This is a genomic window from Burkholderia cepacia GG4 (assembly GCF_000292915.1).
Taxonomy (GTDB): Bacteria; Pseudomonadota; Gammaproteobacteria; order Burkholderiales; family Burkholderiaceae; genus Burkholderia; species Burkholderia cepacia_D.
The window spans coordinates 221,789-236,802 of sequence record NC_018514.1 but is presented as its reverse complement, the minus strand read 5'-3'; the positions used below and the strand labels follow the sequence as shown (position 1 = coordinate 236,802).

Here is a 15,014-nt window from a genome sequence, read left to right as displayed (position 1 = left end):
CGACAGGAAGCGCCCGAGACGCCTGGCGATACAAAACCTGCACGTGCTTTCAAAAGCCGGGAGAAGATCGACATGGACGGGATGGACCATCTGACGCAGCGTGAGTATCAATACCAAAAGTTCAGTTGCGAAGCGTGAATCATCGGACCACTGCATGACACCACCGCGTCGGCATCACGCATCTGCACCGACGACACATGCGTGCCCATGGCAACATCGCATGACGACGAGCGAACCCTGACGCCGATGCACCGGCAGTTCCGTCACTCAGAACGTATGCATCATCCCCATATACGCGCCCGTCTGCGACTCGCCCGTCATCGGGCTCGTGCCCGACGTCGCGTCGCGCGGCGACGCGAGCAGCGAGAAGTTCGAATTCCCGCCGTTGCGCACATACGCGACCGTCCCGTACAGGAACGTGCGCTTCGACAGGTTGTACGTGGTGCCGAGCACGTACATCATCGCGTGGCCCGACGGATCGTGCGACGCATCGCCGCCGCCGTCGCCGACCTTCACGTAATAGCCGCCGCCCGTCACGGCCCACTCCGGATTGGCCGCGTAAGTCACGCCGAGCCAGTAGTGATCGGCGCGATCGGCGACGCCGGCCGGGCTGTCCGGCGCCTGGTAGTGCGTATAGGCACCCTGGATCTTGAACTTCGACACCTTCACGTTCGCGCCGACGAAATATTCGCGCGACGCGGTGAAGATATTGCTGAACTTGCCGTTGTTGTCGCGCAGCTCGTCGTAGAGGCCGCGCACGTCGAAGAGCGCCGAGTGGTACGACAGCATGATCCCGTCCGAGCGGCCGAAGTCGTCGGCCGCACCGTAGTTGAAGCCGCGCGACTGGTTGCCGAACGCATATTGCGCCTGCACGTCGAAGCCGGCGATCACCGGGCTGTGATATTCGATGTTGTTGCTGCTCTGCTGCCAGTTGCGGCCGCGCACGAGCGATGCGGACGAAAACGCCTGCTGGACGAACGGATCGAATTCCCACACGCCGTCGCTGTCGATGAACAGGTTGCGGCCGGCCTGCAGCTGGCCCCACGTGTTGCTCTTCAGCCCGACATACGCGCGGCGCGACCACAAGCGTCCGCCGCCCGTCGTGCCGTTCATCACCTGGAACGCGGTTTCCAGGTTGAAGACCGTCGACATCCCGCCGCCGAGATCCTCGAAGCCCTTCAGGCCGAACATGCTGGTGCCCCAGTCGCCGCCTTCCGCGCTCCAGCGCGTCGAACTGCCGTTCGGCGTCGCGATGTGGTTCAGGTATTCGACGCCGCCGTCGATCCGGCCGTACAGCGACACGCTCGTCTGTGCGAACGCGGCCGCCGGTGCGGCGGCCACGATCAGCCATGCGAAACGTTTGAGTTTGAATCGCAACACCATGCCCACCCCTCCGCGTCTCGACCGTAGGATGCACGCCTCGTGAGCGCGCACGTCCTATCCGAAATCGATCGAACAACCCCCGGGCCCCGCCGCGTCAGGCGCAAGCAGGTCGCCCGAAATCCCGATACCCTTCTTGCAAACTGCAGCCTGTCGATCAGACTGCCCACGCTGACCCACTATCGACGACCGACCACGCATGCCATCACGGAAGCGATGGTGCAACGCACTACATACGAATCGGTGCGCACTCGTATGACGTGATGCCCCGCCGAACGGAGACGGAGAAGCGATAAGTCGATGGAATCGACAAGGCACGCAGCTGGCCGCCGACCCTGCCGAAGTCCGCCCGTCACATGAAACGCGCGAGCCGCCGAGAACCCGCTTTTTTCGTTGTGGACCGAATAAGAGGTTAGGACAAGCACGACGCAATCAACAACAATAATTTGGAAATGCACCGATGCCATTTTTTTCTTGATGACGGCATCGGCTCATGCAAGCATCAGGCTTGCCACCTCTGTTGCTGGCCGTGCGTCGTGACAATTCTGTGATAGTAGACAACGCAACTGACGATGGCATTGCATGCAGTTGCGCGAGAGCGGTGTGTACGAGTGATTCACCCCCTATCAACCTTGCAAAGGAGCTTGCATCATGTGGACCAAACCTGCCTATACCGACCTGCGCCTCGGCTTCGAAATCACCATGTATGTTTCGAATCGTTGATTCGAGCCTGCTTCATCAGGCAAAAAGCCTCGGCTAGCCGAGGCTTTGTTGTCTGATCGATGCGAAGGAATCGAATGGTGTCCGTGACGATCCTCCCGTGAACGGGAACGCCAGCAGTGGCGATGCACCTGCCGGAGCACGCCATATCATTGGATGGCGGCGGGCAGACGAAAGGCGCGGATGATGCGGTTTCCGGCCGCGCGCGTACCGGCCGGCAACCGAGGCCTTATCGCGGTACTTCGACGTAGGTTTCCCTGCAGATCTCGCGCAGCGCCTGGACGAGCACATCCCGCGTCGGCGCATGCGCATCGGCGGCTCGGGTAAACAGCGCGATGGGCGGCAGCGTCCAGACCAGCGAATACGGCACGATCGCCACGCCGGCGATGCGCACCATTTCTTCCGCGATATCGGCCGGCACGATCGACACTGCGTCGTCGCTCGACGCGATCATTTCGCCGATCAGCTTCGACGAGTAGCTTTCGACGATCGGCACGGGCGGCGGGATGCCCGCCGACAGGAACAGGTCGGTCACCTGCTCGCGCATCGGCGTATGCGGCGCGCCGAGAATCCAGTCCAGCGCGTGCAGCTTCTCCCAGTCGAGCTTCGTGCGGGCCAGTTTCGCGGCCAGGCGCCGGCTCGCGATCATCCGGGGCTGCTGCTGGTACAGCACCTCGAAGGAAACCTGCCCCAGATCGACCGCCGACGACGCCCGCCCGATCACGAGGTCGACGCTGTGGTCCTTGAGCTGCAGCAGCAACTGGTCGCTGGTGCCTTCGTGGATCGTCACGGTCAGGCGCCGTTCCATCCGTGACTGCAGGCGCTTGAGCGCCGCCGACAGCATCTGGCCCGAAATAAACGGAATCACGCCGATATGCAGGTGGGCCGCATGGCCGGCCGCGACCGCCTCCATCTCGCGGGCGAGATGGTCGAGATCCTTCAGCATCGCCTTGGCCCGCTCGAGCACGACGGCCCCAAGCGCGGTCGGCCGCATCCCGCGCGACGAGCGCTCGAACAGCGGCGTGCCGAACATGCTTTCCAGCTCGGACAGCGCGTTGGTCACGGCGGGCTGGCTGCTGGCCATGTGCTCCGCGACGCGCGTCAGCGACCCGTGCTGCTGGATCTGCAGCAACAGCATCAGGTGCCGCATCTTCAGGCGCGCGCCAAGCCGCCTGACCACGTCGTTCGCGTCGAATGTCATTGCCTGGCCACGCACCCATCATGAAAAAGTGATGGACCAATATTAAAACAGAATCATCTCCTTATGGCCGATCCCTAGAATCACCTCCATGGATCGCGTCGGGACTGGCCTGGCGCGCACGCCCGGACCCAAAAAATGAAACAGACAGAGACTCAGCAGCAGGCAGCGTTCGACTATCACGAGTTTCCGACCCCGGGGAAGATCTCGGTGGTCGCCAGCAAGCCGCTCGTGACGCAGCGCGATCTCGCGCTGGCCTACACGCCGGGCGTCGCCAGCGTGTGCGAGTCGATTGCCGCCGAGCCGCTGAACGCGCACCGCTTCACGAGCCGCGGGAATCTGGTGGGCGTCATCACCAACGGCACCGCGGTGCTGGGTCTGGGCAACATCGGCGCGCTCGCGTCCAAGCCGGTCATGGAAGGCAAGGCCGTGCTGTTCAAGAAGTTCGCCGGGATCGACGTGTTCGACATCGAGATCAACGAGACCGATCCGGACAAGCTGGTCGACATCATCGCCGGCCTCGAACCCACCTTCGGCGGGATCAACCTCGAGGACATCAAGGCGCCGGAGTGCTTCACCGTCGAGCGCAAGCTGCGCGAACGCATGAAGATTCCCGTCTTCCACGACGACCAGCACGGCACCGCCATCACCGTCGCCGCCGCGTTCATCAACGGGCTGAAGGTGGTCGGGAAGTCGATTTCGGAGGTGAAGGTCGTGACGTCGGGCGCCGGTGCCGCGGCGCTGGCCTGCCTGGACTTGCTCGTCGACCTCGGGCTGCCGATCGCGAACATCTGGGCGACGGATATCGAAGGCGTCGTCTACAGCGGCCGTACCACGCTGATGGATCCGGCCAAGGAACGCTTCGCGCAGGAAACCGACGCGCGCACGCTGTCCGAAGTGATCGGCGGCGCCGACGTGTTCCTGGGGCTGTCGGTCGGCGGCATCCTGAAACCGGAAATGCTGAAGGCGATGGCCGCGCGTCCGCTGATTCTCGCGCTCGCCAATCCGACGCCGGAAATCTTCCCGGAACTCGCGCATGCGACGCGCGACGACGTCGTGATCGCGACCGGCCGCTCGGATTTCCCGAACCAGGTCAACAACGTCCTGTGCTTCCCGTACATTTTCCGCGGCGCACTGGATGTGGGCGCAACGACGATCACCCGCGAAATGGAAATTGCCGCGGTGCACGCGATCGCCGGCCTCGCGCAAGAAGAACAGAACGACATCGTCGCGGCGGCCTATGGCGGGGATGAAGTGTCCTTCGGTCCGCAATACCTGATTCCGAAGCCGTTCGATCCGCGCCTGATCGTTCGAATCGCACCAGCCGTGGCCAAGGCGGCGATCGAAGGCGGCGTGGCGACGCGCCCGCTCGCGGATCTCGACGCGTATGTCGAACAGCTGCAGCAGTTCGTCTACCACTCCGGCGCATTCATGAAGCCGCTGTTCGCGACGGCGCGTCAGCTCGTGCGTGACGGCGGCAAGGCCCGCATCGTGTTCACCGAAGGCGAAGACGAGCGCGTGTTGCGTGCGGTGCAGGTGATCGTCGACGAGAAGCTCGCGCGTCCGATCCTGGTCGGCCGTCCGGAAGTGCTGCTGGCGCGCATCGAGCGCTTCGGCCTGCGCCTGCGACTCGGCGAGGATGTGGAAGTGACCAATCCGGAATATGACGAGCGCTTCCCGCAATACTGGACGACGTACTGGGAACTGCGCTGCCGCGACGGCATCTCGAAGGAAATGGCGCGCGTCGAAATGCGGCGTCGCCTGACGCTGATCGGCGCGATGATGGTGCGGCTCGGCGATGCGGACGGGATGATCTGCGGGACGGTTGGCGAGTATCACAATCACCTGCGGTTCGTGGACGAGGCGATCGGCAAGAAGCCCAATGCGTCGACCTACGCGGCGATGAATATCCTGCTGCTCAATCAGCGGACGGTCGCGTTGGTGGATACGCACGTCAACGACAATCCCGATGCGGAACAGATCGCGGAATTCACGATCGCGGCCGCGCGGCAGATGGAGTGGCTGAATCTCACGCCGAAGGCGGCGTTGCTGTCGCGATCGAACTTCGGGTCGGGCAGCGCGGCGTCGGGGGTGAAGATGCGGCAGGCGCTGGAGATCATTCGCGCGCATGCGCCGGATATCGAGGCGGACGGCGAAATGCACGGCGACTGTGCGCTCGATGAAGGGCTGCGGTCGCGACTGCTGCCGATGTCGCCGCTGAAGGGCGCGGCGAATCTGCTCGTGTGTCCGAACGTGGATGCTGGGAATATCGCTTATAACCTGCTCAAGACCGAGGCCGGCAGCAACGTTGCGGTGGGGCCGTTCCTGCTGGGGGTCAATGCGCCGGTGAATATTCTCACGTCGAGTGCGACGGTGCGGCGTATCGTCAACATGACGGCGTTGACGGTGATCGAGGCGAATCGCAACGCGGCTGTTTGAGTGCGGTTGACGTAATCGCTTGATGTGGGTCGGCTACGGCCGACTCCATCGATCAGCGGGCGGTGGCCCGCTGAAAAGCGATCCCCGGGCGATTGCCAATTGACGACTGCGCTGAGACGGGCAGAAAGAGACGACTGCGATCCATGACTTCTGATTTGGCCCGTTCCGTTCGTGATTACCAGGCGCCAAGGTCTTACCTCGCTTGTTTTCCAGCGCTTCCTTTTTCGTGCAGCCGCCTCTATGCGGACGACATGACATGACAAAAAAAACTTACGCTATTTTCTTGAGATGATCACCGCTGTGTAGTTCCAGCCACGACAGGTGCTGACTTTGGATAACCGAGTTGGGTCGATCACGGTGCTCCCGCATGACGGCAATCGCCCAACACCGAATGGGCGGGCGGTCCACCGAGTGGCTTCGATCAAAAACAACCTCACCACTTCTCGCGCCGCCACACCCTTGCACCGACAAAAGAGCGCTACAGAACCCGCGCCAGCGCGTTCGCAAACCTCGCAACCGCGGCATCGACATCATGCAGTTTGTCGAGACCGAACAAGCCGATGCGGAAGGTCTTGAAGTCCGCCGGCTCGTCGCATTGCAGCGGCACCCCGGCCGCGATCTGCATGCCGACATCGGCGAATTTCTTGCCGGACCGGATGTCGTCGTCATCGGTGTAACTGACCACGACGCCCGGTGCCTCAAAGCCTTCTGCCGCAACGCTCCTGAAGCCTTTCTCGGCCAGCAGCGCACGAACGCGCGTGCCGAGTTCCAGCTGCTCCGCTCTCACCTTGTCGAAGCCGTACGCTTCCGTTTCCTTGATGACGTCGCGCAGCGTTGCGAGGCTGTCCGTGGGCATCGTCGCGTGATACGCGAAGCCGCCGTTCTCGTACGCTTCCATGATCTGCAGCCACTTACGCAGATCGCAGGCGAAGCTGGTGCTGGTCGTCGCATCGATTCGCTCGCGGGCGAGCGGGCTGAGCATCACGAGCGCACAACCGGGCGATGCGCTCCAGCCCTTTTGCGGCGCGCTGATCAGCACATCGACGCCGCTTGCCTCCATGTCGACCCAGATCGTGCCGGACGCGATGCAATCCAGCACGAACATGCCGCCGACCGCATGCACGGCGTCGGCCACCGCGCGCAAATAGCCATCGGGCAGCATCATCCCCGATGCGGTTTCGACGTGCGGCGCAAACACCAGATCCGGCTTGTGTTCGCGGATCGCAGCGACGACTTCGTCGATCGGGGCCGGCGCAAACGCGGCCTGCCGTCCCGCTTCGACCGGACGCGCCTTCAGCACGATCGACTCGGACGGAATGCTGCCCATGTCGAAAATCTGCGACCAGCGGAAACTGAACCAGCCGTTGCGGATGACCAGACACTTCTTGTTGGTCGCGAACTGACGGGCGACGGCTTCCATGCCGAACGTCCCGCTACCCGGGACGATTGCAACCGCCTTCGCGTTGTAGACCTTCTTCAGCGCGGCGGAAATATCGCGCATGACGCCCTGGAAGCGCTGCGACATGTGATTGATCGACCGGTCGGTGTACACCACCGAATATTCGAGGAGCCCGTCGCGGTCGACATCGGGAAGTAATCCTGGCACGTTCGCCTCCAATAAAGGATGAACCATGGGATAAGGGCGAGCGGTATTCGTGAATCGAACCCGCCGCATCAATGCAAATCTGCTTTTTTGCCTCGATGACGATCGATTCTAACGAAAGCCAACTGCAACTTGGGGATTTCGGGTTTTTGTGCAGTGCGCACATGAAGCCGTGCGGCCGGCGAACGACGTGGAACGCCGGCGGCCATCGGCCGGGCGAAACATGCAGGCGCGTCGCTATCTGGACGACGTTTGTGTCGGCGAACCCGGAAACGCACGCGTCCTTCGTGCATCGACCGGACTCGCGACCTCTTGCGAATCGCGTCAGCGGCTCCCGCTGACGGCAGCGCTCAGCTTTCGGCGAGCGACCTGGCCAGCCTGCGCGCGTGTTCGGCGAACCGCTCGGCAGCCGGGCTCAATGTGCGGTTCCTCAGCGTGATCAACATCGTCGGTACGGTCCAGGTCGGCAGATCGATCGGCAACACCTTGATCCATTCCTGATCGGGGCCGAAGTGCAGCAGCGAGTGCGGCATCACGGTGACGAAACGCCCGGTGCGCAGCAGCGTCCGGCGCAGATTCAGCGAACCGGTCAGCATCCGGGCGGACGGCGGTTCCGCCCCGATCGCGCGAAACGCTTCAACGATCGGCGAATGCGGCGCGACTTCGTTCGGCGACAGGATCCACGGCGCCTCCACGAGATCGGCGAGCGCAAGCCGGCGCCGCTTTACCCCCCATGCGCTGTCATTCGCCACGACGATCCGCAGTCGCTCGTGAAACAGCGGCTCGCCGTTCATGTCCGGGTCGGGCACGGCAGTGAATGGTCTCGCGATGACCAGTTCGCAGATTCGCTCGCGCAGGAAGTGGGTCTGCAGCACCGGCGCATCACCCGACGCGACCGAGAAAACCAGGCGCGGATGTCGACGCGACATCTCCTCGATGATGGCCGCGGCCAGCCCGGCCGTGATCGTTTCCACGCATCCGATGCTGAGTTCGCCCGCGTCGGGGTCCGCGAGAAACGCCATCTCGACGGCGCCACGCGTCAGTTCGTCGAAGATCGCCGCGCCGCGCTTGAGCAGCGCCTGCCCAAACACGGTGGGTACGACGCCGTGGTTGCTGCGGTCGACGAGCCGTACGCCGAGCACGCTTTCCAGATCCGCGATCGCCTTGGAGACAGCCGGCTGGGACATGTGCAACTGTTGGGCCGCCTTCCGCATGCCGCCGGCGCTGACGACCGTCATCAGCGTGTCGAGATCGCGCAACTTCAGTCGTCGTCGGATTCGGTCACCGTCCATAGCCCACGCCTATTCGATTTCGTGATCACGCCATGCCGATTTGAAATTATATCTAGATCAGGCGCCAGCCTATGATGGGAACCGGGACGGTCTTGCGCACCCGCATGCCAGGGCCGACGGGCGGGTCGGACAGGAGACGGCGATGAGCATCAGGATGCTGTTGAAGGGGTGTTTGGTTGCGTGGCTGGTGCTCACCAGCATCGGCTTGGCCTGCGCGGACGGCCTCAAGGTGTTCAGCACCCCGACGCTGAAATCGACCCTCGCCGAGCTCGCGCCCGCGTTCGAGTCGACGACCGGCCAACGACTCGTGACGACGTTCGACAACGCCAAGGCGCTGGAGCAGCGGATCGAAGCCGGGGAAACATTCGACGTCGCGATCCTGCTGCCCGGCCAGATCGACGCGCTGGTCAAAGCAGACAAAATCGTATCGAGCACGCGTACCGACGTCGCCAAAGCTTCGGTCGGCATGGCAGCGCGCGTGGATGTACCGGTGCCGGCTATCGCGACGGTCGACGCGTTCAGACAGGCACTGATCGACTCACGCTCGCTGTCGTGGTCGCCGGACAGCGCGAGCGGCGCCTGGCTCGTCGGACTACTCGACCGCCTCGGTATCTCGGACATGGTCAGGCCGCATCTCGTACCCGTACGGGGCGGCGACGTCATCGCGGCCGTCGCGGATGGCACGGCAGATGCAACCGTCATCACGGTGCCGAATATCGTCGATGTCCCGGGCGTCCGGCTGGTAGGACTGCTGCCGCGCGAACTCCAGCACGACACGGTCTACACCGCCGGCATCGGCCGCGATACGAAGGATCTCGCTGCTGCGCAGGCGCTGATCCGCGTGCTGACGTCGGCCGAAGCGATGGCCGTCCTGCGCAAAAAGGGCTTTGAGCCGCCAACGCGATAACGCGCGACCAGCGCGATACGCCGAAGCGTTTCGGGCTTGCCGCCATCCATTCTCACTGACCCGGGCAGCGATCCGACGTCGCGGTTGACGTCGACCGGGCTGACGCCAGGTGACCAACGAGCGTCGGCATTCGGCCGGTCACCGTATGCCTCGAATGAAGCCGAGGATGGCCGCGCTCACCTCATCGTCAGTACTGTTGATCGAATAGACTTCGGAAAAATGGTTATGTCCCGTGAAGCGGACGTACGTCGGGCAACGATGCTGCTGGCCGGTAGTTGACGTTGACGCCGATCAGGCCTTGCCTGACGGATTTGGCGGCAAGTTCGAAGAACGCACTCGCGAGGTTGGGCGTTGAAGGCCAAGGGAAACCGGCGAGTCTTTGCCGCATTTTCAGCGGTCGCTTGAGCAGCCTGCGGTGGCGGCTCCATGGTCTCGAGACATCTGGTGATGCATGCATGCTTTCCGACGCAACCATCCGCAGCGGCGTTGGCGTGATGCGAGCGATCCGCCGTCGACGTACCGGGCCGGTTGGCCTGTCGACCGCGTCAGCGCGACTGGCCGCTCCGCATGAGCGACCCTCGTTCGTCCAATTGATGGTGCGTGCCCATGCTCGGGCACCAGCACGGCGCAACCCGCAAGGTGCTACCCGGATACCCGGCGCACCGCGTTCGGCGCTCAGGGTCTGCAGGCAATCGCCTCGATCTCGATCTTGGTCCCGACCATGTTCGTCGCCTGCAAGGTCGATCGTGACGGTTTGTTCTCGGGGAAGAACTCCGCATAGACCCGATTGAATTCCGCGAAGTCGCGCGCGTCCTCGAGCCAGACGGTGGTTTTCACGATGTCGGCGAGCGTGCATCCGGCCAGGGCGAGTACGGTGGCGACGTTCTTCAACGTCTGGCGTGTCTGCGCTTCGATCCCGCCGGCGACGATGCTCCCGTCTTCGTTTCTCGCCACCTGACCGGATACGAACACCAGCTCGCCGGCCTTGGTCGCCAACGATCGCGGCAGGTTTCGAGTGACGGGGTTGCGCTCTGCAAAGTACTCGATCGACATTTGAGCCTCCTTCGATCCGTCCGGCGCCTGCATCGGCCAATGACAACGAGCGTAGCGCGGAACAGCCGCGCTGCCAATTCGGTGTTCGCAGCAATCAGCCCCGTGCCGCCGCGAGCACGGACAGGATCAGGACCAACCGCCGAACGGCGGGAACGGCTCCCGCCGCAGCCGCGCAATCATCGTACGTTTTTGCCCCGCCGGCGGATGACCGACCTCCACTGCAACGCACAACCGCTCCGCCGACATCTCCACGAATCGCCCCCGGCATCGCGCCGCAGCATCCGGTAAGCGTGATTCGCATCGCCGGCGCGGCCGGCCTGACCCTCGGCGTCGAGTTCGTCCGTGCGTGACGGCGCGGGGACACCGCGCCGTCACGAGCACCGGGAATCAGCCGTTCCCGCTGCCGACGCTTCGTCGCAAGAGTCGATCAGTACCGTTCCGAAACACCATCGATCCCGCGCGCGTGCAACGCGCGGACCAGCCCGGTACGCACCGTCGCGACGTCCGAAAACGCCGGCCGACGATGCGCGGCGACTTCGGCGGCCGTATAAGGCTTGAAATCGCGCGGCAGCGCATCGCGGTTCATCGTCGTGAGCACCCAGTTGAGCACATCGGCGAGATCCTGGTCCGACAGCGCCGAGTTCGACGCGCCGGGCACGCGCATCACGTACTCGCGCCCCGCCGGCAGATGCGTGAAATAGCCGAGCGAGTTCGCGAGCGGCGGCACCTTGCCCGGAATGCCGCCGCCCGTCGCCGTGTGGCAGCCCATGCAGTTGAGCACCCAGTGCTGTCGCGCGAGCGTGGCGTCGGTCACGCCGTCGGCACGTGCGGGGACGGCAATCGCACATGCGACGGCGGCGACCACTGCCAGCAGCGACGACAGACGACGCGGCATGACCGAACCGAGCCGCGCAGCCGCCGCACGCCGGATGCGTCGCACGAACGCATCGCGGCGCCGCATGCACGCGGCACTCACAGCCCCAGCCCCTTCGTCACGACCGCACGTTGCGCGTGGACGGCCGTACCGTCCATCTCCTTCGCACGCGCCGCGCGAATGTCCGCTGCCGTGAACGGCTTCGCGCCGCCGTGCTTGTCGTTCAGATCGAACACGACATAGTTGAGCACGTTCGCGATATCGTCGTCGCTCGCGCTTGCGAACGACGGCATCTTGAAGTTGTAGCGCTTGTCGTACACCTTGATCTCGCCGAACATCCCGTGCAACAGCGTCGCGACGAGCTGCGCGCGCCCGGGCTCGGCCGTCGCGTACTTGCCCGGATACTCGGTCAGCGGCGGCGCAAGACCGTCCTGCCCCTTGCCGCCCGCCTGGTGGCACACCGCGCACTGCGCGTCGAACACGCTCTTGCCCGCCGGGTAGTGCACGGCCTGCTGCGCACCGGCAAAACCCGGCAACGCGAAACCGGCAACAGCCGCCACGCACGCGACTACGATCGTTCCAGCTTGCTTCACTTTCATTGCTTTGCCGCCCCCAACAAGACCGAAACCGAACAGTGGTAATTCGAATTGCCGTTCGCCATACACCAGTTGATGTCGTTGTTCAGCGACAGCTTGTACAGCGGCTTCTCGCGTTCGTTGCGATTGCAGAAGCACTTGCCGCATGACGTCTTGCCGCAGCAGTCGTTGTACGACACGATGTAGTCCGACCCGTCGTGCGGATTTCGGCAGGTGCCGATCCACGTGATCGGCGAAGGCGTCGTGCCCGGCGGGCAGCTGCTCGACGTGCCGCCGCAGCAGCTGCACAGCCAGCCGTCGATTGCGCAGTATTTCCAGTAATCGCAGCTCAGCGGATCGTCGCTCGCGCCGGATGCAGCAGCGCCCGACGCCGTGTCGGCCGCATACGCGGTGCGATCGACCGGCAAGAGCGGCAGCAGCGCCGACCCCACCAGCACCTTGCCGAGCTTCGCCATCGCGCTGCGCCGCGAACTATGCTGCGCGACGCCGCGCGCCGACCGCTCGAACCATGAATCAAACAGGCCCATTCGTTGTTCTCCGTTGACGTTGAAAGAGGGTCGGCCGATCACGCGTGCTGCGCGTGCTTCTCGTGACCGCCATGGTCATGATCGCCATGCACGAACTGCTGCAGCGATGCGACGCCACGCTCCTTCGCTTCGAACAGGCTTTCGAGATGCTCGCGCGTGTTGACGAGCCCCTTCGCGCGCACGGTGCCGGTATCGTCGAGCAGCACGGCGTACGGCAGCTTGCCGATCTGATACGCGAGGCCCAGCTCCTGCGACAGCACGTACGGGAAACGCGCGAGGTTGTGCTTCTGCGCGAAGCGCGTGTGTTCGTCGAGATCGCCGTCGCTCGCGAGCACGATGTTCACCGGCGTCGATTCGCTCGCCTGCAGCGACGGCAACAGCGGCAGCAGCTTCTTGCAGACCGGGCACGTCGGCGACAGGAAGAACAGCAGCGTCGCCTTGCCCGACGCATCGATGCCGCCAACCTTCACCTGCGAGCCGCGAATGTCGGTGAGCTCGAACGTCGGCGCGATCGCGCCGACCGCCGGCCCCTTGTCGATCATCAGTGCGCCGGCCGGCATGATGCGTTCGTACAGGATGCCGATCTGGCGCACGAGCGCGAGGCAGATCGCGCCGAGCGCGAGAACGGCGACCCACAGCAAGGCGGTGGAAACGGTGAGAGCGGTTTGCATCATGAATTCCTCAGGTGAGAAAGGCGCGGTACGTTGGCGAGCAGCACGTCGACGGTGAGCAGCGCACAGACGATCAGCAGCACGGAAGAGAACAGCGTCAGGTAGTCGAACCACACGACCGCGCGGCTGCCCGGCTCGACGAGCGCGGTCGCGGCCAGCGCGACGAGCAGCAGCACGCGGGCGACATGCAGCCAGCCGATGCCGCGCGGCGCATCCGCGCGCGCGGCGGCAAAGCCGGAACAGCCGCAGTCGATGTCGGTGTGGCCGCGCAGGATGTTGATCGTCATCCCTGCCGCAAACACGAGCAGCAACGCGATCAGGCCGAGCGCGCCGGCCGTGCGCGTATCGGGAAACAGCAGCGCCGCGGCGCAGGCGGCTTCCACGAGCGGAATCGCAAACGCAGTGGGCACGGCCAGCGCATCGGGCAACAGGCGATAGCCGGCGAGCGCCTGCCGGAACGCGGCGGGCCGGCGCATCTTCGCGAAAGCGCCGAGCAGCACGACGACGGCCGCGCCGGCTTGCGCGCTGGTGGCGAGTACGGGATCGAGCGTCATCGCGGCCTCACGGGTTCACGAGCAGCGTCGGCGTACTGCCGATCTGCTTCTCGACGTGCTGCAGCTTGCCGGTGTGCGCGTCCATCACGACGAGATCGGACGTGCCCGTCAGCCCGTAGAACAGCGGTTTGTCGTCCTCGCTCACCTGGATCGACACGAGCGGATCGACCTTCTGCTGCGCGAGATCCCAGCGCGCGACGCGCTGCTTCGTCTTCAGGTCGTAGACCCACACCTGCGTGCCGGGATCCTTGTGCGTGCCGTCGCCGCCCTTGTGCATCAGCACGTAGTAGCGGTTCTGCTTCACCTGCACGGCCGTCTGCTGCATGCCGCCCGGGCGCCAGCCTTCGACGCGCTCGGCCTCGGTCAGCAATGACCACGATTTGCCGAACGCCGGCTTGTCGCCGCTGAAATCCGCACTGCGCACATTGCCGTGGTAGGTCGTGAACAGATAGCTGCCGTGGTAGCGCGACGCGTTGATGAAGGCCGGATCCTGGTCGACGTCGATGAACGCATCCGACATGGTGCGCTTCACCTCCTTGCCGTTCGCGTCGAGCGTGACGGTCAGCGCCTTGCCGCTTTCGCACAGCGCGGTGAAACGGTCGTTCCCCGACGGATAGGCGAGCACGCACGCGGCGGCGTCGATCTCCGACAACACCTTCTTCGACACCGCGTCGATCACCGTCACCGACGCGGCCGGCGTGATGTTCGCGACGTACAACCGCTTGCCGTCGGCGCTGAACGCGGTGTTGTACGGCGACGGCACGTGCTGACCGTGCTTCGCCGGAATCACGATCTCGCCCGTGTGATCGAGCGTCGTGTTGTCGGTCATCTCGACGACGTCGGTGCGCGTGCCGTGCGAGCCGCGCGAGAAATAGGTCGTCGCGACGAAGCTCGCCTTGTGGTCCGGCGAGATCGCGAGGCCGGGCGCAAAGCCGCCGTCGATCTGGCCGAGCAGCTTCTTCGCGTCGGCGTCGTAGACGAAGATGCGCCCGTCGGTCATCGTCGGCATCGCGATATCGACGACGTACACCTCGTGCGGATGCCACGGCGGCATCTTTTGCACGACCAGTTCCTCGGGCTTTTCCGTCGCGTCTGCGCTGCCGGCCCACGCCGCCGCGAACGCCAGCGTCGCCGCGAAAGCTGCGGTTCGTCGCCTTGTACTCATGTCGCCTCCAGTTGCGATTCACGTTGTGTGGGGCG

At 64.3% G+C, this 15,014-nt stretch carries 14 protein-coding genes; 3 read left to right on the top strand and 11 right to left on the bottom strand.

All coding sequences use genetic code 11. The features are described from left to right. Positions 1-267: 267 nt before the first annotated feature. Positions 268-1,383, bottom strand: a complete 1,116-nt coding sequence (locus tag GEM_RS16840) for a porin (protein WP_014898562.1) — start codon at positions 1,381-1,383, stop codon at positions 268-270. Between the two features lie 648 nt (positions 1,384-2,031). On the opposite strand from GEM_RS16840, the gene pqqA reads away from it, so the two are divergent. After that, positions 2,032-2,103 carry a pyrroloquinoline quinone precursor peptide PqqA gene (gene pqqA, locus GEM_RS30155; RefSeq protein WP_080599499.1) on the top strand — a complete coding sequence of 24 codons (72 nt, stop codon included), beginning with the start codon at positions 2,032-2,034 and terminating at the stop codon, positions 2,101-2,103. Positions 2,104-2,329: 226 nt separating this feature from the next. Here the strand turns inward: pqqA and GEM_RS16835 are convergent, their stop codons facing one another. After that, a complete protein-coding gene (locus GEM_RS16835; protein ID WP_014898561.1) occupies positions 2,330-3,301 on the bottom strand; it encodes a LysR substrate-binding domain-containing protein in 972 nt (323 codons plus the stop codon). A gap of 135 nt (positions 3,302-3,436) precedes the next feature. Between GEM_RS16835 and GEM_RS16830 the strand changes: the two genes are divergently transcribed. Continuing rightward, entirely contained in the window at positions 3,437-5,737 is a 2,301-nt protein-coding gene (locus tag GEM_RS16830) for an NADP-dependent malic enzyme (RefSeq protein WP_014898560.1), read from the top strand. 478 nt (positions 5,738-6,215) lie between these two features. Here the strand turns inward: GEM_RS16830 and GEM_RS16825 are convergent, their stop codons facing one another. Next, positions 6,216-7,343 (bottom strand): aminotransferase class V-fold PLP-dependent enzyme, encoded by a 1,128-nt coding sequence (locus tag GEM_RS16825; RefSeq protein WP_014898559.1) that lies wholly within the window; start codon positions 7,341-7,343, stop codon positions 6,216-6,218. 347 nt (positions 7,344-7,690) lie between these two features. Continuing rightward, positions 7,691-8,599: a LysR family transcriptional regulator gene (locus GEM_RS16820; RefSeq protein WP_187293266.1), complete on the bottom strand. Its 909-nt coding sequence runs from the start codon at positions 8,597-8,599 to the stop codon at positions 7,691-7,693. Positions 8,600-8,774: 175 nt separating this feature from the next. On the opposite strand from GEM_RS16820, the gene GEM_RS16815 reads away from it, so the two are divergent. Further along, entirely contained in the window at positions 8,775-9,539 is a 765-nt protein-coding gene (locus GEM_RS16815) for a molybdate ABC transporter substrate-binding protein (RefSeq protein ID WP_014898557.1), read from the top strand. 675 nt (positions 9,540-10,214) lie between these two features. Here the strand turns inward: GEM_RS16815 and GEM_RS16810 are convergent. The 7 genes from GEM_RS16810 to GEM_RS16780 form a co-directional block, all read right to left on the bottom strand. Further along, positions 10,215-10,592, bottom strand: coding sequence for a RidA family protein (locus GEM_RS16810; protein ID WP_014898556.1), 378 nt, complete (start codon positions 10,590-10,592; stop codon positions 10,215-10,217). Positions 10,593-11,019: 427 nt separating this feature from the next. Then, positions 11,020-11,553 carry a c-type cytochrome gene (locus GEM_RS16805; protein ID WP_014898555.1) on the bottom strand — a complete coding sequence of 178 codons (534 nt, stop codon included), beginning with the start codon at positions 11,551-11,553 and terminating at the stop codon, positions 11,020-11,022. Between the two features lie 11 nt (positions 11,554-11,564). Next, positions 11,565-12,065 (bottom strand): c-type cytochrome, encoded by a 501-nt coding sequence (locus GEM_RS16800; RefSeq protein WP_014898554.1) that lies wholly within the window; start codon positions 12,063-12,065, stop codon positions 11,565-11,567. Beyond that, a complete protein-coding gene (locus tag GEM_RS16795) occupies positions 12,062-12,589 on the bottom strand; it encodes a methylamine dehydrogenase light chain (protein ID WP_014898553.1) in 528 nt (175 codons plus the stop codon). The genes GEM_RS16800 and GEM_RS16795 overlap by 4 nt, the downstream gene beginning before the upstream one ends. A gap of 38 nt (positions 12,590-12,627) precedes the next feature. Next, on the bottom strand, positions 12,628-13,263 hold the full coding sequence (gene mauD / locus GEM_RS16790) for a methylamine dehydrogenase accessory protein MauD (RefSeq protein ID WP_014898552.1): 636 nt from the start codon (positions 13,261-13,263) through the stop codon (positions 12,628-12,630). Beyond that, positions 13,260-13,814, bottom strand: a complete 555-nt coding sequence (locus tag GEM_RS16785; protein ID WP_014898551.1) for a MauE/DoxX family redox-associated membrane protein — start codon at positions 13,812-13,814, stop codon at positions 13,260-13,262. Before GEM_RS16785 ends, mauD begins: the two co-directional genes overlap by 4 nt. 7 nt (positions 13,815-13,821) lie before the next feature. After that, a complete protein-coding gene (locus GEM_RS16780; protein ID WP_014898550.1) occupies positions 13,822-14,979 on the bottom strand; it encodes an amine dehydrogenase large subunit in 1,158 nt (385 codons plus the stop codon). Positions 14,980-15,014: the final 35 nt, after the last annotated feature.

Bases quoted from the DNA above. Each gene is read 5' to 3' on its own strand.
- GEM_RS16840 (WP_014898562.1), bottom strand. From the start codon at position 1,383: ATGGTGTTGCGATTCAAACTCAAACGTTTCGCATGGCTGATCGTGGCC.
- GEM_RS16835 (WP_014898561.1), bottom strand. From the start codon at position 3,301: ATGACATTCGACGCGAACGACGTGGTCAGGCGGCTTGGCGCGCGCCTG.
- GEM_RS16830 (WP_014898560.1), top strand. From the start codon at position 3,437: ATGAAACAGACAGAGACTCAGCAGCAGGCAGCGTTCGACTATCACGAG.
- GEM_RS16815 (WP_014898557.1), top strand. From the start codon at position 8,775: ATGAGCATCAGGATGCTGTTGAAGGGGTGTTTGGTTGCGTGGCTGGTG.
- GEM_RS16810 (WP_014898556.1), bottom strand. From the start codon at position 10,592: ATGTCGATCGAGTACTTTGCAGAGCGCAACCCCGTCACTCGAAACCTG.
- GEM_RS16805 (WP_014898555.1), bottom strand. From the start codon at position 11,553: ATGCGGCGCCGCGATGCGTTCGTGCGACGCATCCGGCGTGCGGCGGCT.
- GEM_RS16800 (WP_014898554.1), bottom strand. From the start codon at position 12,065: ATGAAAGTGAAGCAAGCTGGAACGATCGTAGTCGCGTGCGTGGCGGCT.
- GEM_RS16795 (WP_014898553.1), bottom strand. From the start codon at position 12,589: ATGGGCCTGTTTGATTCATGGTTCGAGCGGTCGGCGCGCGGCGTCGCG.
- mauD (WP_014898552.1), bottom strand. From the start codon at position 13,263: ATGATGCAAACCGCTCTCACCGTTTCCACCGCCTTGCTGTGGGTCGCC.
- GEM_RS16785 (WP_014898551.1), bottom strand. From the start codon at position 13,814: ATGACGCTCGATCCCGTACTCGCCACCAGCGCGCAAGCCGGCGCGGCC.
- GEM_RS16780 (WP_014898550.1), bottom strand. From the start codon at position 14,979: ATGAGTACAAGGCGACGAACCGCAGCTTTCGCGGCGACGCTGGCGTTC.